Source organism: Mesorhizobium sp. P160219 (genome assembly GCF_057786095.1).
This window is the reverse complement of record NZ_JBYNWG010000001.1, coordinates 1,856,885-1,878,313: the sequence shown is the minus strand read 5'-3', so window position 1 is coordinate 1,878,313 and position 21,429 is coordinate 1,856,885. Positions and strand designations below refer to the sequence as shown.

Below are 21,429 nucleotides of genomic sequence, written 5' to 3'. Positions count from 1 at the left end.
CACACTCATGGCCCATTCGCATGCTGACCGCTATCTGCTGTCGTGACGCAGGATCATCTCGGCTGCATCAGCCAGCACCTGGCAGCCGAGCACGAGGTCGGCATCATCTGTGTTCTCGGTCCAATGGTGGCTGATACCGCCGATGCTTGGCACGAAAAGCATAGCGGCCCTTAATTTGCGGCCAACGACTTGTGCGTCGTGGCTGGCGCCGCTTGGCATCCTCACGTAGGCGCCGGGCGCATGGCGCGCGGCCGCATTTTCCATCGCTGCTTGGAAGGCGGGATCCATATGCCATGGTTTGCCGGTACCGGTCCGTTCAATGTTGGCGCGGCAGCCGGTTTTGGTCGCGGTCTCTTCAACCAACTCCCTTAACCCCGCATCGAGCCGCTCAAGCACCAACATCTCTGAATCCCGGAACTGGAACAGCATCTCTGCCTTCCCCGGAATTATGTTGCGGGCGCCCGGCTCCAGCGTGACTCGGCCTGTGGTCCAGACAGTGCGAGGCCCGGCTATTTCAGGAAAACGCTTGGCGATGGCCGTGGCCAGCGTAGCTGCAGCGACGCCAGCATCTTTTCGGATAGCCATGCGCGTCGTACCGGCGTGGTTCTGGATGCCGTGGAAGCCGATTGAGTACTGCCAGATTCCTACGATACTGGTAACAACACCGATCCGCTTGCTCGAGGCTTCCAGCGCGTCGCCCTGTTCTATGTGTGCTTCCAGATAGCCGACGTAGCGTCCTGGCTCCACTAGAGATCGGGGAACGCCGGCTAGGCCAGCCCCACGGAGCGCCTCCCTAAGTGGAAGGCCGTGATCGACATTCACCGCGCAGTCGATCTCCGCTTCTTCTATGTCACCGACGAACGAACGACTTCCGAGCAACGGCACGTAATGACTTTCTTCATCCGCCCACGCGACTAGGGCCATGGGAAGATCGGTGCAGTCCGGCGTTTCCGCGAAGGTCCGGGCGATCTCGAGGCCGTATATTACGCCAAGCGCCCCGTCGAGCCATCCGGCATGGTTCTGGGACTCTGCGTGCGACCCGATCAACAGTGATCGCCGCTCCGAGCGCGGCAGGCCGAACACATTGCCCACCCCGTCGATATGGGCCTGAAGACCCAAGGCTTCGTATTGCTGCGCCAGCCAGCGACGGCTGTCCATGTCTTCCTTCGAATAGGTTGGGCGATGAACACCGGTCCGGTACGCGCCGAATTGCGCAAAACGCCTAAGATCCGAGAGCAACCGCCCGGCGTTGATTTTTGGCATTGCTGCACCACCTTCCTTGGATTGTCTGAATATAGTAAAATACTTTTTAGCTGAGCTCCCCTTCGCACGGCAACTTCTTGTCCGTTCCCGCTGGCTCGCAGACATTGTGATGGGGATTCCTGCAGGTGAACCTTCCTGTTCCTCTAGCCTAACGGCCTCTCGATGCGGATCGCATTTCACCAGGCCTCGCGCTCAGAAAGTTGCAACAGACCAAGCTCGTACAATAGCGCAGCGCCTGTGCGGATCCCGCTGTAGAAGCAGCTGAGTTCCAGATTTTCATTCGGCGCGTGGTTTGCTTCGTCATGGTTCGCGTATGGCGTTTGGAAAGCAGGCATGCCGGGGATCTTGGTGAAGACATAGCTAGGCAGGCTGCCGAAGCCCGCCGGGACCAGCAGAGGCTCCTGCCCTTGCGCAGCAACCAAAGCACGGCGCAGCCGCGCTGTGAAAGGGGAGGCAATGGGCGTCTTCGAGGGGCACATGCTCCCCTGCGCCACGAAGTCCACATCGGGCGCGTGTTTCTCCACATGGGCAGCTACTTTGCGAAGAATGTCTTTAGGATCCTGCGATTCTACGAGCCTTATGTCGCATTTTACAGAAGCTTCGCTGGGCAGGACGGTCTTACTGCCAGGCCCGCCATAGCCGCCATGGAAGCCATTGATCGTCAGTGTGGGCCGGAAGCAGAGACGCTCGTAGAAAGGCCTTTCCTTCGGCGCGTCAAGTCGCGCAAGATTGAGATTTCGCATTAATTCCCCGATGTCGAGCGGCAAGCGCTCGACCGCAGCCAGATCCTCCTTTGACGGGGGCTCAATATCATCGTGGAAGCCGTCAATAGTGATTTCACCGTCGGCATTCCTCATGGTGCCGAGCAGGTGCACTAACGTCCATATCGGATTGGGCACGACGCCACCGAAGTTACCCGAATGCAAATCGCGGCTAGCATGGCGATAACGGAGCTCAAAGGTCACCTCGCCCCGCGAACCGAACTTGATTAGAGGTGCGCCACTCGCATGACGCGGGCCATCAGCAGTGACGACAAGATCAGCTTTTAGGATCTCCTTGTTGGCACGCTTGAAATCGGCAATGTGCGGGCTGCCGATCTCCTCTTCACCTTCCAACAATAAGATGACGTTGCACGGCAACGTGCCATGCCTCTTTAATAAGACTCAATTGCCAGGATCTGTGCGAAATGCTGTACCCTTGTTATCGCCCGCACCCCGAGCAAAAAGCCGACCATCTCGTATAGTGGGTTCAAATGGCGGCGAGAGCCACTTGTCAATCGGGTCAGGCGGCTGCACGTCGTAATGCCCGTAGAGCAGTACCGTCGGTTTACCCGGAGCTTTTTCCCACTTTGCCACGACAATGGGATGCCCCGATGTGGGCATCAGGCTGGGTTAATCCCTATGTCCGTCAGCATTTCGGCCAGAAGGACGCTCACTTCATGGATACCTATATTCTCGGCGCTGATGCTTGGATGACGGAGATAATCCGTCAGACGTTCAAGAAAGTTCGTACGATTGTTATCGATATGTTCGAAAACTGCGTTCAACATTTCAGAAGAGGTCATGTCTTTGCTTTAGTTAAAGTGAAGCTAGAGGGTACAGGGAGTCGTTAGCTAGCAGGCGGCTGCTGCAACAACTGATTCGCCGCCCGTACATTCCTATCCTCCCAATTGCTCTGGTTCCGTCGCGGGCGAGAGTGCCGCCATTTTTGGGCTGCGCAGACCTCGATGAAGCCCCGCGGTCATCGTGGCTCCGCCTGCAGAACCGATCGAATGGCGTTTGCGGTCGTATCGACATCGTGATCGCTGACGAGATAGTGGAGCACGGCGCGAACGACTCCTTCGCGGAGCGTTCCCATCCGCACGCCCCGCTGCGACAGTGCCGCCAGGAAGTCTGGGACCGACAGACCGTCCTGTTCAAGCCGAAAGAACACCATATTCGTGTCGATGACTGAGGGCTCGAGGCGGATGCCGGGAATGTCGCGGATTTTCGTCGCCAGCAACTGCGCGCGCCGGTGGTCTTCAATCAGCTGGTCCACCATGGTTTGAAGCGCCACGATAGCTGCACTGGCCATGAAGCCGGCTTGGCGAAGTCCGCCTCCCAAGAGCTTGCGATAGCGTCTCACCCGGTCGATGAAGGGCCGTGTTCCGCACACCATGGAGCCGAATGGAGCGGCGAGTCCTTTCGACAAGCTGAACATGACAGAGTCGAAGTCCTTCGCCATCTCTGCCGGCGTCCTCTTCGAGGCGATTGCCGCATTGAAGACGCGGGCGCCGTCGAGATGCAGTGGCAGGCCGCGCTCGTCGGCAAGCTCGCGCACTTCCTTGATATAGGACGCGGGCAGGACACGCCCGCCGCTTTGGCAGTGCGGATTCTCCAGCACGATGACGCCTGGCGGCGCACATTGGTAATCGCTCTTGTCGCGTATCGCCGAGCGCAGGTTATCCAGCGACAGCCGTCCGTCGGGTTCCGTCGGCACGGGGTGCAGGACGAGAGCCCCCACCACCGAAACGCTGCCAGCTTCAAAGTCGTAGAGATCGGAGCGATCACCGACGATCACCTCATGCCCACGCTGACAATGCGCGAGCAGCGCAGCAAGGTTCCCCTGGCATCCGCTCGATAGGAAAGCGGCGTCTTCCTTGCCGAGCATTTCCGCCGCCAATGCTTCCAGCCGATTAAGCGTCGGGTCTTCACCGTAACCGGCGTCACCCACTTCCGCGTCGAACATCGCCTGCCGCATCTCCTGGGTGGGGAGGGTTACGGTATCGCTGAGCAGATCTATCATTCTTCTCTCCCATAAATGGCATTGGCGATCAATGTCGCACGACGGACCTTCGGCGCCGTTCCGCCTCGGTCCAGCGGCAGGTGAGGATCAACGGAACGGCGCGAAGTACCCTCAAACCCATGCTGTCCCGTCGAGATACCGAAGATGGCAGTGGGCGGTGACCAACACTGCATCCGCACGCCCATTGCCTCAAGTACCTTCTGCTGCGCCGCTCGTACTCTGATCTCGGGAAAGGGACGCCGGCCTGCAGGAATCGCTGAAAACGTCCGCAGCCATGCCATCCAAAATGGTCTCGACGAGATTATCCCCTTCAGGAAATATGATGCATAAGGGGAGGCAGGTTCGCGCCAAAATGCATCGCCTTTTGAAACGCCGACCGCATTAAGTAGTGTCGTTTGAAATGTCGTCAGCCGGTTGGATGTACGCCGGACCAGCCTCGTTTCGATCAGCAGACCCGAAGCATGTCTCAGGTTTCTGTAGAACCAACGTCCGATCGTGTCCCGCGGCGTGGTGTATTGGTGGCATTGGTCGCCCTTCTTGAAGTTGTCCGGCTCCTCAATGGCGGTCACGAACGAAGTCGCTGTGATCGCGCCGACACCGGGGATCGACATTAGAATCTGACACGCCAGGAGATTGCGGACATTCTTCTCGAACGTGCTTCCTTTGCCGGCGGGAACAAGCAGTCCGAATGTCTTCATGAGACCCCAGATCTGGTTTGGGAGTTCGGTCGTGATCCTGATCAGCCTGGTGCGTGCCGCAACGAGCGCTCGCGTCAGCATGCTGTCGAAGCCTTTCACCCCGCACCTCACGAAAGGACGCCCCACCTCCCCAAGATGGGCTAAACCATCCGCATCATTCGCGTCGGCTTTGTTCGCGGCCAAGTCGAGCGCTGCTTTGGCAGGGCGCGCATCGATGCAGATCGCGGGCAAGCCCTCTGCGCCGAGCGCGTGATAGAACCACACGGATAAGGGGCCGGTCTCGAACACCAGACGTTTGGCCATGGTGCGCGTTTCTGGATAAGATGGCAATCAGCTTCGGATCGGAGGCGCACTTCCCGCGCCAGATGCGCTTGCCTTCACGTTGAACGAATTTGTCGCAGCACCGTTCAACGGAAGCGGGGTTTGGCCCTGGTAGATCGAAATGCCGACAGAGTTTGCCAACTGGCGCATAGACCTCCTCCTCGGCGGCCGTCATGCCGGCAATGTCATATGTCGCACCCGGCCGGCCACATTCGCGGATTAGCGCGTCCCAATTATCCGTATCGACACCCATTACCTCGATGCCTTTTCGACGAGAGATAGTCATAATGCGCTGGATCAGCCGAGAGGGTAGTTGAAAAGGCCAGATCTCTGGGCCGCTTGGACGTAACATGCTACCGAACCTCAGACCTTGTGTTGAAAGTACCATTGTCTGCGATTTGCGGCGTGAAGGTTCTGTAAATTCGTTCGAAGGTTTTGTTACAACGTTTTGATTTGCTGGCGGTCTGGCACAGAGCATCTCGACCACGTCGCCACGTCGGCAGAATGGCGGCTGGAAAGTGGTGCTTTCACGCACGAGCATTACAGGGGAGATGTCGTCCATATCTCGAAGGCTGCGGTTCGCCCTCTAGATGTTTAGTCCCAAGGTTTGATGGGTTGGATCGAGCCTGAATCGTTCGGGCTCTTTTGTCCAGATTTTGCAGATGTATTCATAGGGCGTGAGGCCCTTGAGGGTCTTCAGTCGACGGCCGAAATCATAGGCTAAGACAAAATGGGCGAGATGCTGGCGCAGTTGGTCATGGCTCTCGTAGTAGAAGCGTTTGACGGTCGCATCCTTGATCGTGCGGTTCATGCGTTCGACCTGGCCGTTGGTCCATGGGTGCCTTGGCTTTGTCGTTCGGTGGTCGATATCGGCCTTGGCGCAAGTATGTTCGAAGGCGTGCGCCCATATGATTTCTCCCGCCGCCATGGCTTCCTTGATCAGCGGAACGGCCGAGCCGCCGGCACCTGGGGTCGTGAACTGAATGCCCCCTCGAGCTTGGGCGCAAGCATCGAGCCGCGGGTCACCCTCCGGAAGAGCCGGATGCGGGAAATCCGCCCGCCCGGATTTGTGGGGGGGTCCCGAACGGCTGCGCTACTCGACTCCGACCGTTAAGGCTTCGGCGCAACCCGCCCAATGCTACACCGTAACCCGCGGCTCGAACTTGACACGATCAAGCGCGATCATGCTCCGAAATTTTCGGACGTTGGGATTAGTATAGAGCTTCGTCTTGACGAAAACGTCGAAGGCCTCGACGTCCTCGACAGCCACGATCAGGACGAAATCGGCATCGCCTGTCACCATATAGCACTGGGTAATCTCCTTGGCCGCTCGCATTGCGCGCTTGAAATCGTCGACCAGGTCCAGACGTTCACGGTCGAGCTCTACGGTCACGACAACAGTCAGTGATTTGCCAAGAGCCTTCGGGTCCACGAGCGCTATATCCGCAACAATTACGCCATCCAGACGCAACTTGTTCACTCGACGCATGCATGAGGCAGCCGAAGAACCGACAAGCTCCGCGAGTTCGGCAAAGGGGAGCCGATTGTTCTTCTGTAGTGCAGTAAGGATCCTTCGGTCTAGGTCGTCCACCATCGATGCCACTATTTCGAAGATCAAATAATCGCTGAGAACTTTAACATTCGCATGAATTTTCGCAACATTCATTGCAATTAGGGGCGACAATTGCAACAAATGGGGCGCTTTTGGGCCGGCAGGTGACCGAACGCGCGCCCATTCCGGATAACTCCAGTCGGTCCGAGGTGGGTCAAAGCTGATGACTTTTCAAAACCGCACGGCTTAGTCATTCCAATTTCGGCAAGCGACGCATTTTTGAGCGAACCTCAGAGTTCGAAGATGGCGGCATCGAGACGATCCGCTTCGAGTGGCTCGTCAACGATCGTGGAACCTGGACCGCTATCTTTCGCGCCAGGAAGGGTACATTTTTGACTTGATGAGGGCATGACGGGTAGCGGCCGAGTTCGCCGGGGTTCCTCAGATGCAAAGGCTTTGAATAGGGTAGTGTGCTGAGAGTTCTGCAAATTCGCTGAGAGGGGGCGGTCATGGCAGGCTGGTGATTGTTCACGTCACCTGATTCCCGCGAAGGAACGCCACCATGACCAAGACTGAAGTTAAGACCGCCAGCGCTGCCGTCAAAGACATTTTGCTTTCGAACCCGGATGGATTGCACGAAGTGCTCCGTGCGGTGATGCAGGAGGTGCTTGAGGCCGAGATGGACGAGGCGCTGGGTGCCTCGAAGAGCGAGCGCACGCCCGAACGGCTTGGCTATCGCTCGGGCTATTACGGCCGTACCCTTGTGACGCGGGTCGGCAAGCTCGAGCTGCGGGTTCCGCAGGACCGGGCCGGGCGCTTCTCCACCGAGCTGTTCGAGCGCTACCAGCGTTCCGAGCGGGCCTTGGTGGCGACACTGGCGGAGATGTATGTGCAGGGCGTGTCGACCCGCAAGGTGAAGGCGATCACGGAAGAACTGTGCGGCCATGCTTTCTCGGCCTCGTCGATCTCGGCCATCAACAAGCGGCTGGACGAGAGCCTCGCTGCCTTTGCCAGGCGCCCCCTTCAAGAGCCGTTTCCTTACCTCATCCTCGATGCGCGCTACGAGAAGGTGCGTGAAGCCGGTGTTGTCATGAGCCAGGCGGTGCTGATCGCGGTCGGTATCGACTGGGACGGAAGGCGCCAGATCCTGGCCGTGGAGATGGCCAATCGCGAGAGCCGCTCGGCCTGGAGGGACTTCCTCGTCGGCCTCAAGGCGCGCGGCCTCAAGGGCGTCGAGTTGGTTGTGTCCGACGATCACGCCGGTCTGGTGGCAGCGATCGGCGAGGTGATCCCCGAAGCCGCCTGGCAACGCTGCTACGTGCACTTCCTCAGGAACGCGCTGGATCATCTGCCGAGGAAGCACGGCGACGACTGCCTGCAGGAACTGCGCTGGCTCTACGACCGGCGCGATCTCGCAGAGGCCAGGGCTGATCTTGCCGCATGGCTTGCCAAATGGTCGGCCCGCTATCCGCGCCTGACAGGCTGGGCCGAGGATGCCATCGAACAAACCCTGACCTTCTTCAGGCTGCCGAGACAGCACCACAAGCATCTCAAATCCACCAACATGCTGGAGCGGCTCAACGAGGAAATCCGCCGGCGCACCTATGTCGTGCGCATCTTCCCGAACGCCGAAAGCTGCCTGCGCCTGGTCAGGGCGTTGGCCGTCGAGACCAATGAAAACTGGATGGAGGCCAACCGATACATCAATATGGACGACCTGCGCGAGCACAAGAAGCTCGCTCTGCGCCAAGCCGCATGACCAGCATCATGGCCGCCCCATTTTGCAGAACTTGACGCACACAACCTTGAATAGGAGGAACGTGGGCTCTCGTCACCGAAGAGCCCATGAGCGCTGGCCCGCGGTCCGGACAGCCTTAATCTGACGGCAGCGGAACACCGCGTTGGTCCAGGATATCGTCAACCGAGGCCTGCCAGGCGGGGGATCGTCGAGAGCTGTGCCGCATGCGACCATGAAGCTTTAGCCGAGGATTACCCAAGGGGGCTAAGAAGCCGAGCGCCACTGTAGCGTCAGCATCCGGAGGTGCTACGCCATAAGGCACCGGGCCGGCGGACGTGACACGGCGACGGCTGAAGGTACCAGCGATCGCACCGACGAAGATGAGCAAGATGAACGCGGGCAAGTTCGATGAAGTCTGCTACAGCGTGCCCACCAGATCGGAAGTCAGGACTGTTGCTGACGGCACCAGTCAGCGGCAGCCAGCCAAGGGAGGGTCGGGTTCCTTGACGTAAGCATCCGGTCGGGCCGGTAGGACCCGCGGCAGAACCTGGGCCTCAATCAGGTCATGGAGCGGCTGCAGCACCGTCGCACACAGGCGCCGAACCTGGTGGGCTAATGTCGGGACACAAAGATGGATGCCTTCGCGGGTGTAGCTGACTCTGGCGGTTAAGCGGCTGAGGCTGGCCGAACTTCTCGAACAGGGTCATCGCCAGCAGGTTCGGTCCGGCAAGTCAGTGCGGCGTCACCTGGAAGAGGGCCGGCTGCTTTATCCTCTCGCATTTCCGGCACGAGAACTTCTCGCGCACCGTCTGAATGACCTTCCACCGCCGCGCGATCACCTCCAGCGTCTCGGCAATATCCTCGCCCAGCTTCGACAACTTGGAGAGCCGCAGCATGGGCAGCTCTCGGGTGCGGCAATTACGATCCGCTCACGCGGCAGGTTCTCCGGGACGCCTTGCCGCCTTGCTCGCCAACAAGCTGGATGAAGTGCCCTTCAAAGTCTTCGCCATCCAGCTCGACAACGAGCTACACGAAAGCAGCTATATGCCATTTATCCAATCAACCAAGCGCTCCGCTCCTAATATCTAATACGATGGTCCTTCCTTTTAAATTGGCTCGACTTGGACAATAAGAAAGATATTAATTCTATAACCGTCATACCGTGGCTTTCAAGCATTGTTGGAAAAATATTTCCCCTGCCGAGGCCTGGAATATAATTGCATTCCAGAAACCAAATCCCCGCAGAATCGTCAACTATAAAATCAAATCGAGCAAAGTTGTAAAGGTCAATAGAAGTTGCTATGCGTGAGACGATCGACTTTATTCTACCTGAAATTGCGTCACCGCAGTCCACTATCTTCAGCCTGACCAAATCTCCGGAACATTTTTCATTTCGGCCGAAGAATCTCCTCTCCGTTTCAATTTTGATAACCGGAAGCACCGTTACACCTAAGGAATCTATCATGCAACCGCAAGAATATTCCGACCCAGGAATAAACTCCTGCAATAAAGCGGAACTATCATACTCGAATATAGCATGGAGAAGCGCAACTATCTCCGGCTCAGATAGGGCAGTATCTTGGAATAAATCAGTGAACAAGGATGACCCAAGCGAGTTTGGCTTCACAACAATTGGGCCCTGTAGTGACTTCGCGATCTGCATTTCATCAATCATATTTTGCGATTTTATTAGCCTTGTCCTTGGCACTTTCACGACTTCATTGGGCAATAGCGATGAAACGAACGATGACATTGCGTACTTATTCATGGTCAACGATGCAACGTATGGGTCGCCGAACGTACCTCGTAAACCTAAGAGCGCCGCAAGTGTCTGTACTCCTCCGTCTTCGCCAAATTGTCCGTGCAACAAATTCACCACGTACTCTTTGCGCGATTGAATCTCATCGAGCGCGCAGATTAATGTGCGTCCGCGACGGGCGCCTGTATCGGAGATGTAGGCACGCATATCGGAACTAGTTAAAGCACTGGGGACTTGAATTGTGCGAACAAGGCAATCTTCTGGGCTAAGATGATATAGATGCTTGACAGAAAATGGTCGTTCTGCATCGGGAGTGGTTAGGTAAGACGAGATAATATGCTCTAATGATGAGATGGACGAATCGCACTCCGTCGAGATCCCGCCAAATATAAACGAAACTTCAGGCAGCATTTCCTGTCTTTCTCTGTTGAGGACAGGAAGCAAGATATATTAATTCTAATTTTTCGAGAGCTGCTAAGTTTGGTGGCTTGACACATGGGCTGGAGCCAATGTTGTGGATCACGGTGTCCGGGACCGCGCGTTTGATTTTTGCTGACGTTTCGCGATCGACGTGACGGTCGGTTCTCGGGAGCGCCGTTCTGGCATTTTGCTCTCATCATCGGGTTGAGAGGGGGCCATGCCAAGACAGAAGCAAACGAGACGAACGAGCGTGAAGGACACACGAACGATCCTGCGCCTTTCGGTGCTGTGATGTCGGAACGGCTGAAGATCAGACTTCGGTTTTGACCCTTCTGTTACGGATCGCGACGCTGGCGTCTCGGGCTGGCCGCTGCCAACTGTGAGAACGACGCATCGGTTGAGCGGCTTCTGTTTCGCCGTGGTTGGCCGTCCACCGCAGGATTTGGACGAGCCCGATTGGGCGATGATCTCGCGCGAGCCGATGGCGCATGCTTCCTGACCCGCTCGCCTTTGGCGCTTAGGCAGTGCGTGTGGTGGACCGGCGCTGGTCGAAGTCCCATCGTTTAGGTGTTTAGTCCCGGCATTTGCTGGAGCGGGTTGAGCGAAAACCGTTCCGGCTGGGAAAGCCACGCCTTGCAGATGAACTCATACGGTGTGAGGCCTTTGAGGGTCTGAGCCTGCGGCCGAAATTGTAGGCGGTGACGAAGTCGGCGAGATGGCGACGGAGCTGGTGGTGGCTCTCGTAGTAGAAGCGCTTGACCGTCGCATCCTTGATGGTTCGGTTCATCCTCTCGACCTGGCCATTGGTCCATGGATGTTTGGCCTTGGTCGTGCGGTGCTCGATGTCGTTCGTGGCGCAGGCTTATTCGAAGGAATGTGCCCGGAAGAGTTCGCCGTTTGCGATGGCTTCCCTGATCAGCGGCACGGCCGAGCCGCTTCGCCGGCTTGTCGCCCTCGACATCCGGCAATCGGCCGATGCCGTGACGCTGCAGGCAGCGGTGCAGAGAGGATCGCGTCAGGTGCGGGATTGTCGGCTGCAACGCATAGAGATAATCGTCCAACGGTAGCAGCGTATAGCGTCCGAAGGCGACGATGACGGCCTCTTCCTCCAAGGAAAGCACGGTCGATCTCGGCTCCTTCGGGCCAGTCGGAACGTCCGCGACCGAAGCCCGCTTCTTCCACTTTGCGACCGTCTTCTGGTTGATCCCGTAGCGCTTGGCCCGCGCCCTCAGGCTTGCTTGACTATGTTGTATCGCTCGACGGATCGCCTCTGTCGTCGTGGCGCTCCCGTGCAGAACCTGGCCCATAGCGCATCCTTTGATTCGGACGACAAGGATGCTCCATCAAAGATCCATGACCGGTGGTGGATAGCGACCTGCGCTCTGGCAGAGTGGGGTTGCTGACCAACAACTCTGTGGAGGCCAATCATGCGTGTTGTAGCCGATCGATCTGCGGCGCCTGCCGCTATCCGCACCGATCTTGGCGCGATCTTCGTTACTTTGGAACTCAGTAAATCGACTTGGTTGATCACTTCGCTGTCGCCGGGCAGTGGGGAGAAGATGTCGAAACATGCGGTACGCGGCGGCGATATCACAGGACTGCTGGCGCGCTTTGCCCAGCTTCAGGACAAGGCACAGGCGCGCACCGGCCGGCACTTTGCGCTGTGGTCATTCAGGAGGCGGGTCTCGACGGCTTCTGGATCGATCGGATCCTGGAGGCCGAGGGGATCGAAAGCCATGTCGTCGACGCCGCCTCGATTGCCACGTCGCGCCGGCGGCGTCGTGCCAAGACCGAAATGGTGAGGCGTTGGTGCGTGCGCTGCTCGCCTTCAAACGAGGCGAGCCGCGCGTGTGCGCGATGGCTAGAGCGTTCCAGATTTTGACAGAAGCGTATCCAGCGTTTGCGAAGTAGTTTCTGCATTCATTGGGTTGGATGGTTGATACGAGGTGGCCGATGTGTCGCCAGGTGTCGTCGATGGTTCGCTTCTGGCGGCTCGCATCCAGTGTTTGATCTTGGCGAAGGCTTGCTCGATTGGGTTGAGGTCGGGCGAGTATGGCGGCAGATACCAAAGCCTGGCGCCTGCGGCGCGGATCATCTGCCGGATGGCGGCCGACTTGTGGGAGCCAAGATTATCCATGACGACGATGTCGCCGGGCTGGAGCACTGGCACGAGCTGCTGCTCGAATAGGCCCGGAAGCTCTCGCCGTTGATCGGTCCATCGAAGACGCAAGGGGCAGCAAGACGGTCGAGCCGCAGGGCGCCGAGGAAGGTCAGCGTGCGCCAGTGGCCGTGCGGAGCAAAGCCGCGCAGGCGTTTGCCGCATGGTCCCCAGCCGCGCAGCGGTGCCATGTTGGTCTTGATCCAGGTTTCGTCGATGAACACCAGCCGTTCCGGATCGAGACCCGCCTGCCAGGACGCCAGCGTTGTCGTCGGCGGGCAACATCGGCGCGAGCTTGCTCAAGGGCGAATAGCGTTTTTTTGAACCGCAATCCTTCGCGCCGCAGGAAATGCCATACCGTGTCGTGCGAGACCTTCACACCGCGCGCCGCAAGTTCGTCCTTCAGCCCATGCAGCGACAGATGCGACGTCTGGTTGATCCGTTCCACGATGAACGCCCGGTGCGGCTCCAGAACACGCTTGCGGTGGCCGCCCATCTTACCCGGTGCCACAGACCCATTCGCCCGATAGCGCTGCGACCACTTCACCGCCGACGAAACCGCCACGCCAAAACGAGCCGCCACCGAGCGGCAGCTCTCGCCAGCCACCGGCGACGAGCCCCTGGGACGTGACCGGCGACATCGGCTTGAGGAATTGAGGACCGGCGACGGCTGCGCAATGCCAGAACATCTGAAGGGGCAAATCCGTCGCGAGCTCGACCGACTCGAACTGGTGATAGCCCAGATCAAAGAGGTGCAAGCCGAGCGCGAAGCTCTGCTGGCCATCGAAGTCGCCGAAACTCCAGCAGCGACATTACTCGATCTCAAGGGTATCGGCCCCGAGTGTGCCGCCATCCTCTACTCGGAAGGGCTGTTCCGGCACTTCGATAATCGCCGGCAGGTCGCCGCCTATGCAGGGCTCGCGCCGACGCCTTGGCAGAGCGGATCGGTCCAGCACGAGCAAGGCGTCTCGAAGGCCGGCAACCCCCGACTGCGAACGACGATGATCGAGTTGGCCTGGCTGTGGCTGCGCAATCAACCGAGTTCAGCGCTTACCCGCTGGTTCCACGAACGCGTGATGCGCAATCAGGGGCGCCTCAAAAAGACAACCATCGTCGCCCTTGCGAGGAAGCTGCTCGTGGCGCTGTGGAAATACGTGACCGCGGCCGTCGTCATCGAAGGTGCTGTCATGAAGGCCGCCTGACGAGATCACACCGATACACCCATCCCTCGAGGCCTGATCAGCATCGGCGGATCCAGGAGGCGAACCGAGATCCCAGCTGGCTAGAATGCCGTATTCGGGTCTCGCCTGACCTGCCACTGAATTTTCATCCGGCTGCAGTTAGAGCCTCGGCGGGTTTTACGCCGTATGGCGCGGGTTGAGCAACGGGTGATCGGCGGAGCTGTTCGCGGTTGCGCAGCCGATTGTCCGTTGCGGTGAGATTGGCGGCATAGGCCGCAGGCGTGATGTATCCGAGCGCCGAATGTGGGCGCGATCGGTTGTAGTCGTCTGCCATTCGGCGATGGTTGTTCGGGCATGGTCGAGGCCGAGGAACAGGGTTTCGTTCAGCAACTCGTCCCGCATCCGCCCGTTGAAGCTTTCGCAGAAGCCGTTCTGCATCGGCTTGCCCGCGGCGATGAAGTGCCATTCCACCTGATGATCCTTCGACCAGGCGAGGATCGCGTTCGAGGTGAACTCGGTGCCGTGGTCGGAGACGATCATGCCGGGCTTGCCGCGGTGGGCGATCAGTTCCGTCAGTTCACGCGCCACCCGGCGACCGGAGATCGAGGTGTCCGGGATCGCCGCCAAACATTCGCGCGGCACGTCGTCGACGATGTTGAGCACGCGGAAGCGCCGGCCGCAGGCGAACTGGTCATGGACGAAATCCAGCGACCAGCGTGCATTCGGCTTCGCCTGGACCAGTCGGCGCCCGCGTGCCGACGGCTCGTCGTCGCAACCGTCGCTTGCGCACGGCCAGTCCTTCTTCGCGGTACAGCCGGTAGATGCGGTTGATACCCGATGCCTCGCCCTCGCGCCTGAGCAGAATGAACAGCCGCCGATAGCCGAAGCGCCGGCGCTCGTTGGCAAGGTCGCGTAGCCGGCCGCGCAGTTCCGTCTCAGGTGGGCGACAAGAACGATACCGGATCATCTTGCGATCAGCGCCCACAAAGGAACAGGCCCGCCGCTCCGACAAGCCCATCGTGGCCTGCAGATGCGCGACGGCTTCGCGCTTGGCGGGCCCTACCATTTTTTTGAAAGAAGCTCGCGCAGTGCCGACGCTTCGAGCATCTGGTCGGCGAGCAGCTTCTTCAGCTTCGCGTTCTCGTCTTCCAAGGCTTTCAGCCGTTTGGCATCGGAGACGTCCATCCCGCCATACTTCGCCTTCCAGTTATACAGCGTCGCCTCGGAGGTCCCATGCTTGCGCGCCAGATCGCCCGCCTTTGCCCCCGCCTCGTGCTCACGCAGAACCGCGATGATCTGCTCTTCCGTAAACCGCATTCTCTTCATCAGTCCGTCCTTCAATCGAGGCCGGACTCTAATCTCAGATGGAGGAAATTACCCGTGGCAGGTCATCAGATCGGAAGTCGAGATTGTTGCCATCAGCCAGCTGATGGCAACAGTCTGCATCAGCCAACCAAGACTCGAAGCCTGCGTGGCGAGTCAGATTGAACGAAAGGTTCGATTCTTGAGCGACGACAACGTCGCTGGCGAAATTGGATCCTCATCTGTGCCTGCGACACTGCTCATTCAATCTGACTCTTGCTCATGTTTTATTAGGCGCTCGGAGACAGGCTAATATGCGCAAACACCCAGCAAAGCGCCCGGCAGGAGACTAAGCTCGCTGCCGGGCCAGTACGCCTTGGGAGGTGGCGTAAGCGGTATCCTTGCGCATCAGTCCTAATTCACCTTTTGCCGCTCCGGTCCCGCACTCGGCGGACTGGAAGATTGGCGCCCCTCGTCCTTGTTCATGTCGGCCATGATCTTCGAGGCCTTCACATGCCGGCTACATGCTACACGGCGCCAGCAATGTCGCAGTCGGCCGCAGCCACAGACCTTGCCTGATGTGGGGCCACGAACCAAAGGACCGTCACCCGCTATCACGGCGACCTCGGTTCTCGGCACCTAAGTACTTTCATTAATGACGAGCGGTATCGTTCGAGAAGCACGAGACGTAAGCAATTGCGCGCCAGCTTCGGTTACGAGAACAATCTCTTCGTGGAGCATTAGCTTCGGCGAATTATCGAAATACGATGGGTAGATCGTGCTCGGCTCGACATTAATGATCATGCCTGGCTTCAGTATCGTTCGGTCATCGGGCTGAACGGAAGGTAGCTCCGGCATCCATAAACCCATGGAGTGTCCCATTCGCCCGATGGTGGAGCGTCTCCCCCTATTCGTCGAACCATCCAGTAGATCTGACATTGCGGCCCAAACGTCGCAGATCGGAACGCCAGGCTTTATAGCGGCGATTCCTACCTCTGTCGCATCCCAAACCGCTTGGTAGGCATCTTTTGTATGCGGATCAGGTGCGCCAAAAGAAAAGTTGCGATTGAAGTCGCTCCAATAGAAATTAAACAAGCAGCCAGCGTCGATAAAAAGCAGATCCCCATCTGACAGGACCTTGTCGGTCGGAACACCATAGGGGCGCGTGTAGCCTCCTAGTCCCGAAACACTGGCAATCTTGGGTGTCTTGTCGACGCCGCGGACGAAACATTCGAGTTCGAAGAGGCGGCAAACCTCTCGTTCGGTCATACCGAGACGCAACTTTTTCGACAGATTGTCGAATGCTTCTGAAACAATTCCACACACAGTTCGAATTCGGTCAATTTCGGATGGTGACTTGATCATTCGCAACGGAGTGAAGATCGGGTCCGACGCGTCAGCGAATATCCGAGGTCTTATCGCATTGCGCACACGCAAGAAGTCCCCTGCAGGCATACCAAGTCTGCTTTCTGCGCCAAGCTCTGTCCCAATCCTGGCGTCCTGCTGCAAAAACTCATTCAAGACTGTTGCAAGCTCGGATACACCTTCGTCCTTCGGGTTCGGGCCAGGCCAAGTGCGGAATTTTCTTATCCAGGTGGTTTCCTTAAAAAACTCATCGACACCCGTGGGAACAATTGCAACCGCGTCACCAGACGACGGGATTAGAAGAAAGCGCGGTCGAGTGGTCTGAATTGGCGTGGTGCTACTGTCGTCAACAAAATAGCGGAAGTTGTGTTCCGAGGTAACAAGAAGTGCGTCGAAAGCATGTTCTTTCATCAAATGCCGCGCTCGTTCGACCCGCTCTAGATATTCGATTTTCGAGAACGGAGAGTGAGGGATAGTCGTAATGCGAGCAAAATCGTGAGCGGCCATATCACTTCTCCTAAACCTCCGTCGCGCGCAAAGACGTCGGGATGGCGATTACCAGTTCGGTCGAACTCCAACTCAAAGGGGCAACACTGTCTCGACCAAGCTGACCCAGTAGCCGATGCCATAGGACAGGGCTTCGTCGTTGAAATCATACGCTGGATTGTGCAGGGACGGGGATGATCCATTTCCAAGGAAGATCATAGCGCCAGGCCGCGCCTCAAGCATATAGGCGAAGTCCTCCGCCCCCATACTAATTCCGACCTTGTCGTCCACAGAGGCTGCCCCCACGAGGTTGCCTGCCGCCGTGACCGACAAATTGGTTTCCTCCGTATGGTTGAAGGTAACCGGAACAGATCGACGGTACTTGAACTCGACATCCGCGCCGAAACCACGCGCAATGCCCTGTGCGGATGCCAAAATTTCTCGTTCGGCGAAGTCTCGCAGGGCCGGCGCGAGGGTCCTGACAGTTCCGGCGATTTCGACATGATCGGGGATGACGTTATAGGCCTCTGCGGCCTTCAACTTCGTTACCGAAATCACGAGCGACTCCATAGGATCGGTCTTGCGCGAGACCAAGCTTTGCAGGCCAACGATGATCTGTGCTGCAATAACAACCGGATCTACGGTTCGATGCGGCGAGGCCGCATGGCCGCCCCTGCCCTTCACGATAATGTCGAAGTCGTCCTGCGACCCCATGATCGGGCCATCGCAAATGCCGAATGTGCCGATCTCCATACCTGGCTTGTTGTGCATCCCGAAGACCTGGGAGATGCTGAAACGATCCATGATTCCTTCCTGGACCATCTTTAGGCCGCCCGATGGTAGTTCGATCTCTTCTGCCGGCTGGAAGATCAAGGCGACGGAGCCCTTAAATTTGCGCGTACTCGCAAGATGCTTTGCGGCGCCCAGCAACATGGCCGTGTGCCCGTCGTGCCCGCATGCATGCATTCTCCCTTGTATTTTCGACGACCAGGGTCTGTCTGAGGCCTCAACGATTGGCAGGGCGTCCATGTCCGCCCTTAATCCGATGGTCGGCCCGTCCCTGCCTTCGCCTTGGATTAACGCGACGATACCCGTCTCAGCAATTCCCGTTTCGATGTGATTGATACCGAAAGAGGCTAGTTTCTCGGTAACGAACTTTGCTGTGTTGTGTAACCGATAATCGAGCTCGGGATTTTCATGGAGATAGTGGCGCCATTCGGTTGCCTCGCGCTGCAAATCTCCGAACGCTTCAAGACTTTTCATGTAGCATCAGCCCTGTTTTGAACGCATTGCGCCGAACCGCTTCGATGGTCTTTTCCGGCCACGTTTGGTAGGAAAAGGACAGAGGTTCAATAAAGCCCTTTTTGAGATGAGCTTTCCGCCAAACTGCGTCGCCTTTTGAAACGTGCATGACACAAGGCGGTGCAGTTTGAAATCTCGCCAGCTCCTGGGACGTGTCGAAGGAAGACAGATCGCTGCTTCTGGTAGGTTTCGTGGTGCCCAAGGAAGAATGCGCTCGGCGAGGCGGCCTCGGGCCTGAGATGGCGTGCGAAGGTCGTGTCCCATCAGGTGGTGTAGCTCGGCGGTAGCGAAGCCGCTCACGAGCGCGCCGTTAGTAGCGCTGTAGCGAGCGAGCGGCATGTGGGTGGTCATCGGCGCTTTCCGGTAGGGTTTGGTTGTTGACGCCAATCCATTTCGGAAGGGCCACCGATGACCGACGACATGAGGAACCTGCGCACGCTCGTGGAGAAGACCCCGGATGCCGATCTGCTGCGGGAGATGATCGGCTTTGCCGCCGAGCGACTGATGGAAATGGAGGTGGGCGCGGCCACCGGCGCCAGCTATGGCGAGAAGAACCCGCTGCGGCTCGCCCAGCGCAATGGCTACCGCGACCGGGACTGGGAGACGCGGGCCGGCACGGTCGAGCTGCGCATCCCGAAGCTCAGGAAGGGAAGCTACTTCCCAGGTTTCCTCGAACCGCGCCGCATGGCCGAGAAGGCGCTAACCGCCGTCATCCAGGAAGCTCATGTGCAAGGCATCTCGACCCGGTCGGTTGACGACCTGGTCAAGGCCATGGGTATGAGCGGCATATCCAAGAGCCAGGTCTCGCGGCTGTGCGAGGAGATCGACGGGAAGGTGAAGGCCTTCTCGAGCGGCCGATCGAGGGCGATTGGCCATACCTGTGGATCGACGCCACTTACCTGAAGGTCCGCCGCGGTGGGCGGATCGTCTCGGTCGCCGTTATCATCGCCGTCGGCGTCAACGCGGACGGCCGGCGCGAGGTACTGGGCATGGAGATTGGCACCTCGGAGGCCGAGCCGATCTGGACAGAGTTCCTGCGCAAGCTGACACGTCGCGGCCTGCGCGGCGTCAAGCTCGTCGTCTCCGATGCTCACGAAGGCCTCAAGGCGGCCGTCACCAAGGTGCTGTGCGCGACATGGCAGAGGTGCCGCGTCCACTTCATGAGGAACGTGCTGGCCCATGCCGGCAAGAGCGGCCGCAGGGTCGTCTCAGCCTTCATCGCCACCGCTTTCGCCCAGGAAACGCCCGAGGCCGCGTCCGTACAATGGCGCGCCGACGCCGACCAGATCCGGCCGAAGGTGCCGAAGCTGGCGACAATCATAGACGACGGCGAGCCCGACGTGCTGGCCTACATGACCTTCCCCAAGGAACATCGCGCCAAGCTCCACTCGACTAACCGATCGAACGTCTCAACGGCGAGATCAAGCGACGCACCGAGGTCGTCGGAATCTTCCCGAACGACGATGCGATCGTGCGCCTCGTCGGCGCAATCCTGCTCGAACAGAACGATGAATGGGCAGTGCAGCGGGCCAGATATATGACTCTGGAAACGATCAGCCAGATGAGCGATGATCCCCTGATCAGCCTGCCAGCCGTGGCGCGCTGATCAGCCCGGCCCATGCCGGAGAGCACGGCGACTAATGCCGCCAGCTACACCACGCAGCGGGACACGATCCGTGCGAAGTTCACAAGCGACGGGTTCGGCATCGCAAGGCATGCGATCATGGAAGGTGATGGCGGCCTTTAACTTCAAGGTGAGCGTTCTCGTTGCAAACCTCCCAGCTTTCGCCCAGGCTACTCACCGCCTCACCTTGCTGGCTCATGCCAGTGAGAGGCTGATAGATCAGGTCCATCGTCGTCGAGGAACCCGTCAGCCTCTTGTGTGTGTCAAGCGTGTCCGGTTCCTCGGAGCGGTAATGCGCAGCGTTGCCGCCACTCTACTGCGCGAGGCAACATCGAGTAGGCTGATGGCGGTCGCTGCCGTAAACGCAACCGCGCCCTGCGGGGAAGCCGCACCGAGAAAATCCCCATCTAGCGGAGATACTCGGGTGGTCGGCGCGTCAATTTCTGGGGGAAAAGACTCTTCAGGAACATACCGGGCCTCGCCGTTTTTTGATTTTTGATGCCGCCCAGGCTCGGGTGAAGCGCCATTTCTTGACGCGGTCCAAGTTTGCCTCGAAACCGCCAGCGGTGACACTCAGCGTGGTTTGGGGTCCGAGCGAGGAACATGTTTGCGCTCATCGCCGAAGCGCCGAAGCGGAGCAGTAAAGCCCACCAGGGATGAACGCGGACGTGTCGAGCGGGAGGGCCGCCCACAGAGCGCAAATCCCTCAAATGCGCCTACACGGCCGTTGAAGGCCATGCGCTCGCGGGCGCGGTTGAATCCGAGCCTGCTCGCCTGCTGGTGGTGCGGAAAGAGTCCGCGCCAACGCCAGTATTATGGCAGAGTGACCGGAATGTTTCCGGAGCGGCAGGATGAGACGCCAAGCGCACCACCATCATCTCCGCTTTCGGCGCAACATAGAGCATCTGGCCGTGCATGCCTCGGCCCAGGAACGCTCCAACTCATCATGCGTCACCCGCCAATGGCTGCGATGTGCGTAGCCCTGCGTCTCCTCATAAGCGAATTTGGATGGGGCGTCGCCATTTTGCACGTCCTCTATCACTGGTTAGGTACCAGCTGTTTTTCCGTACCACTCGCTGTGACATCGCATAAGCTCGCCGAAGCAAGCCAAGTCGCGCATGGCCGCCGACAGGACGGCACCAGCCATCGCCGTGCCTGCGGAATCGACGAAGAGGTATAAGTCCTCTTCGCAACCGAGTAGGGCCCACAGGCGTTCATGCAATGTTCGGTGAAGGAGTGCCCCCCTCACGATGGTTCGTCACCCAAGCCAGCACGTCCTTATTCACGGTCTTGTAGTCCACGAATTCGCCGGTCTCGCTCTTCGTGCGGATGGTGCACAAGTAGTCAAACAAGGTCTGCGGATCGCTGTACACAGCCGGCCGAGGCCGCCAGTCGCATGCGCGAGCATGCGCCCAGAAACCGGGGTGCCTATCGGTGTAGTTTTCGCCGTAATAGAGGAGTTTGTGCGCACCGTTG

Annotated in this window: 10 protein-coding genes and 12 pseudogenes; 6 read left to right on the top strand and 16 right to left on the bottom strand. The window is 58.6% G+C overall.

Features of this window, described 5'->3' with window-relative positions:
• Window positions 1-30: 30 nt before the first annotated feature.
• The 3 genes and pseudogenes from AC3EMP_RS09100 to AC3EMP_RS09090 form a co-directional block, all read right to left on the bottom strand.
• Complete coding sequence (locus AC3EMP_RS09100) at window positions 31-1,263, bottom strand: hydantoinase/carbamoylase family amidase (RefSeq protein ID WP_352713832.1); 1,233 nt, start codon at window positions 1,261-1,263, stop codon at window positions 31-33.
• Window positions 1,264-1,439: 176 nt separating this feature from the next.
• Window positions 1,440-2,228, bottom strand: coding sequence for a peptidase dimerization domain-containing protein (locus AC3EMP_RS09095; protein ID WP_352713835.1), 789 nt, complete (start codon window positions 2,226-2,228; stop codon window positions 1,440-1,442).
• 18 nt (window positions 2,229-2,246) lie between these two features.
• Window positions 2,247-2,645 (bottom strand): annotated as a pseudogene (locus AC3EMP_RS09090) (M20/M25/M40 family metallo-hydrolase); the annotation flags it as partial.
• A gap of 56 nt (window positions 2,646-2,701) precedes the next feature.
• On the opposite strand from AC3EMP_RS09090, the gene AC3EMP_RS09085 reads away from it, so the two are divergent.
• Window positions 2,702-2,875: a hypothetical protein gene (locus tag AC3EMP_RS09085; protein WP_352713831.1), complete on the top strand. Its 174-nt coding sequence runs from the start codon at window positions 2,702-2,704 to the stop codon at window positions 2,873-2,875.
• Between the two features lie 128 nt (window positions 2,876-3,003).
• Here the strand turns inward: AC3EMP_RS09085 and AC3EMP_RS09080 are convergent, their stop codons facing one another.
• From AC3EMP_RS09080 to AC3EMP_RS09060, 5 genes and pseudogenes are all read right to left on the bottom strand, one after another.
• Complete coding sequence (locus tag AC3EMP_RS09080; protein ID WP_488362104.1) at window positions 3,004-4,047, bottom strand: GntG family PLP-dependent aldolase; 1,044 nt, start codon at window positions 4,045-4,047, stop codon at window positions 3,004-3,006.
• Between the two features lie 407 nt (window positions 4,048-4,454).
• Window positions 4,455-5,133: pseudogene (locus AC3EMP_RS09075) on the bottom strand (transposase); the annotation flags it as partial.
• Window positions 5,122-5,414 (bottom strand): annotated as a pseudogene (locus tag AC3EMP_RS09070) (ATP-grasp domain-containing protein); the annotation flags it as partial. The pseudogenes AC3EMP_RS09070 and AC3EMP_RS09075, both read right to left, overlap by 12 nt.
• 238 nt (window positions 5,415-5,652) lie before the next feature.
• Window positions 5,653-5,967: pseudogene (locus tag AC3EMP_RS09065) on the bottom strand (integrase core domain-containing protein); the annotation flags it as partial.
• Window positions 5,968-6,204: 237 nt separating this feature from the next.
• Window positions 6,205-6,660, bottom strand: a complete 456-nt coding sequence (locus tag AC3EMP_RS09060) for an Lrp/AsnC family transcriptional regulator (RefSeq protein WP_031214324.1) — start codon at window positions 6,658-6,660, stop codon at window positions 6,205-6,207.
• Window positions 6,661-7,180: 520 nt separating this feature from the next.
• Here AC3EMP_RS09060 and AC3EMP_RS09055 point away from each other — a divergent pair.
• Window positions 7,181-8,377 (top strand): IS256 family transposase, encoded by a 1,197-nt coding sequence (locus AC3EMP_RS09055; protein ID WP_286439502.1) that lies wholly within the window; start codon window positions 7,181-7,183, stop codon window positions 8,375-8,377.
• A gap of 520 nt (window positions 8,378-8,897) precedes the next feature.
• Here the strand turns inward: AC3EMP_RS09055 and AC3EMP_RS09050 are convergent.
• A pseudogene (locus AC3EMP_RS09050) lies at window positions 8,898-9,311 on the bottom strand (IS66 family transposase zinc-finger binding domain-containing protein); the annotation flags it as partial.
• On the opposite strand from AC3EMP_RS09050, the gene AC3EMP_RS09045 reads away from it, so the two are divergent.
• Window positions 9,251-9,445, top strand: coding sequence for a hypothetical protein (locus tag AC3EMP_RS09045; protein WP_352712725.1), 195 nt, complete (start codon window positions 9,251-9,253; stop codon window positions 9,443-9,445). The pseudogene AC3EMP_RS09050 and the gene AC3EMP_RS09045 sit on opposite strands and share 61 nt — an antisense overlap.
• On the opposite strand, the gene AC3EMP_RS09040 is transcribed toward AC3EMP_RS09045, so the two are convergent.
• Together AC3EMP_RS09040 and AC3EMP_RS09035 are read right to left on the bottom strand one after the other, a co-directional pair.
• The gene (locus AC3EMP_RS09040; protein WP_352712621.1) at window positions 9,435-10,526 is read right to left on the bottom strand and encodes a D-alanine--D-alanine ligase; all 1,092 of its coding nucleotides are present in this window, start codon (window positions 10,524-10,526) and stop codon (window positions 9,435-9,437) included. The two genes, AC3EMP_RS09045 and AC3EMP_RS09040, sit on opposite strands and share 11 nt — an antisense overlap.
• Before the next feature lie 572 nt (window positions 10,527-11,098).
• Window positions 11,099-11,842: pseudogene (locus tag AC3EMP_RS09035) on the bottom strand (integrase core domain-containing protein).
• Window positions 11,843-11,962: 120 nt separating this feature from the next.
• On the opposite strand from AC3EMP_RS09035, the pseudogene AC3EMP_RS09030 reads away from it, so the two are divergent.
• Window positions 11,963-12,401 (top strand): annotated as a pseudogene (locus AC3EMP_RS09030) (IS110 family transposase); the annotation flags it as partial.
• An 11-nt stretch (window positions 12,402-12,412) separates the two neighbouring features.
• Here the strand turns inward: AC3EMP_RS09030 and AC3EMP_RS09025 are convergent.
• Window positions 12,413-13,300, bottom strand: a pseudogene (locus AC3EMP_RS09025) (IS630 family transposase); the annotation flags it as partial.
• A 1-nt stretch (window position 13,301) separates the two neighbouring features.
• Between AC3EMP_RS09025 and AC3EMP_RS09020 the strand changes: the two are divergent.
• Window positions 13,302-13,895: pseudogene (locus tag AC3EMP_RS09020) on the top strand (transposase); the annotation flags it as partial.
• A gap of 124 nt (window positions 13,896-14,019) precedes the next feature.
• Here the strand turns inward: AC3EMP_RS09020 and AC3EMP_RS09015 are convergent.
• From AC3EMP_RS09015 to AC3EMP_RS09000, 4 genes and pseudogenes are all read right to left on the bottom strand, one after another.
• Window positions 14,020-15,200 (bottom strand): annotated as a pseudogene (locus AC3EMP_RS09015) (IS3 family transposase).
• 63 nt (window positions 15,201-15,263) lie between these two features.
• Window positions 15,264-15,440: pseudogene (locus AC3EMP_RS09010) on the bottom strand (MFS transporter); the annotation flags it as partial.
• 375 nt (window positions 15,441-15,815) lie between these two features.
• Entirely contained in the window at window positions 15,816-17,048 is a 1,233-nt protein-coding gene (locus tag AC3EMP_RS09005; RefSeq protein WP_352712625.1) for a M24 family metallopeptidase, read from the bottom strand.
• Between the two features lie 72 nt (window positions 17,049-17,120).
• Window positions 17,121-18,290: a M20 aminoacylase family protein gene (locus AC3EMP_RS09000; protein ID WP_352712627.1), complete on the bottom strand. Its 1,170-nt coding sequence runs from the start codon at window positions 18,288-18,290 to the stop codon at window positions 17,121-17,123.
• 447 nt (window positions 18,291-18,737) lie between these two features.
• Between AC3EMP_RS09000 and AC3EMP_RS08995 the strand changes: the two are divergent.
• A pseudogene (locus tag AC3EMP_RS08995) lies at window positions 18,738-19,935 on the top strand (IS256 family transposase).
• Window positions 19,936-21,429: the final 1,494 nt, after the last annotated feature.

Excerpts from the sequence above, each read along its gene's own strand:
- AC3EMP_RS09100 (WP_352713832.1), bottom strand. The coding sequence starts at position 1,263 with ATGCCAAAAATCAACGCCGGGCGGTTGCTCTCGGATCTTAGGCGTTTT.
- AC3EMP_RS09085 (WP_352713831.1), top strand. The coding sequence starts at position 2,702 with ATGGATACCTATATTCTCGGCGCTGATGCTTGGATGACGGAGATAATC.
- AC3EMP_RS09080 (WP_488362104.1), bottom strand. The coding sequence starts at position 4,047 with ATGATAGATCTGCTCAGCGATACCGTAACCCTCCCCACCCAGGAGATG.
- AC3EMP_RS09060 (WP_031214324.1), bottom strand. The coding sequence starts at position 6,660 with ATGGTGGACGACCTAGACCGAAGGATCCTTACTGCACTACAGAAGAAC.
- AC3EMP_RS09055 (WP_286439502.1), top strand. The coding sequence starts at position 7,181 with ATGACCAAGACTGAAGTTAAGACCGCCAGCGCTGCCGTCAAAGACATT.
- AC3EMP_RS09045 (WP_352712725.1), top strand. The coding sequence starts at position 9,251 with ATGGGCAGCTCTCGGGTGCGGCAATTACGATCCGCTCACGCGGCAGGT.
- AC3EMP_RS09040 (WP_352712621.1), bottom strand. The coding sequence starts at position 10,526 with ATGCTGCCTGAAGTTTCGTTTATATTTGGCGGGATCTCGACGGAGTGC.
- AC3EMP_RS09005 (WP_352712625.1), bottom strand. The coding sequence starts at position 17,048 with ATGGCCGCTCACGATTTTGCTCGCATTACGACTATCCCTCACTCTCCG.
- AC3EMP_RS09000 (WP_352712627.1), bottom strand. The coding sequence starts at position 18,290 with ATGAAAAGTCTTGAAGCGTTCGGAGATTTGCAGCGCGAGGCAACCGAA.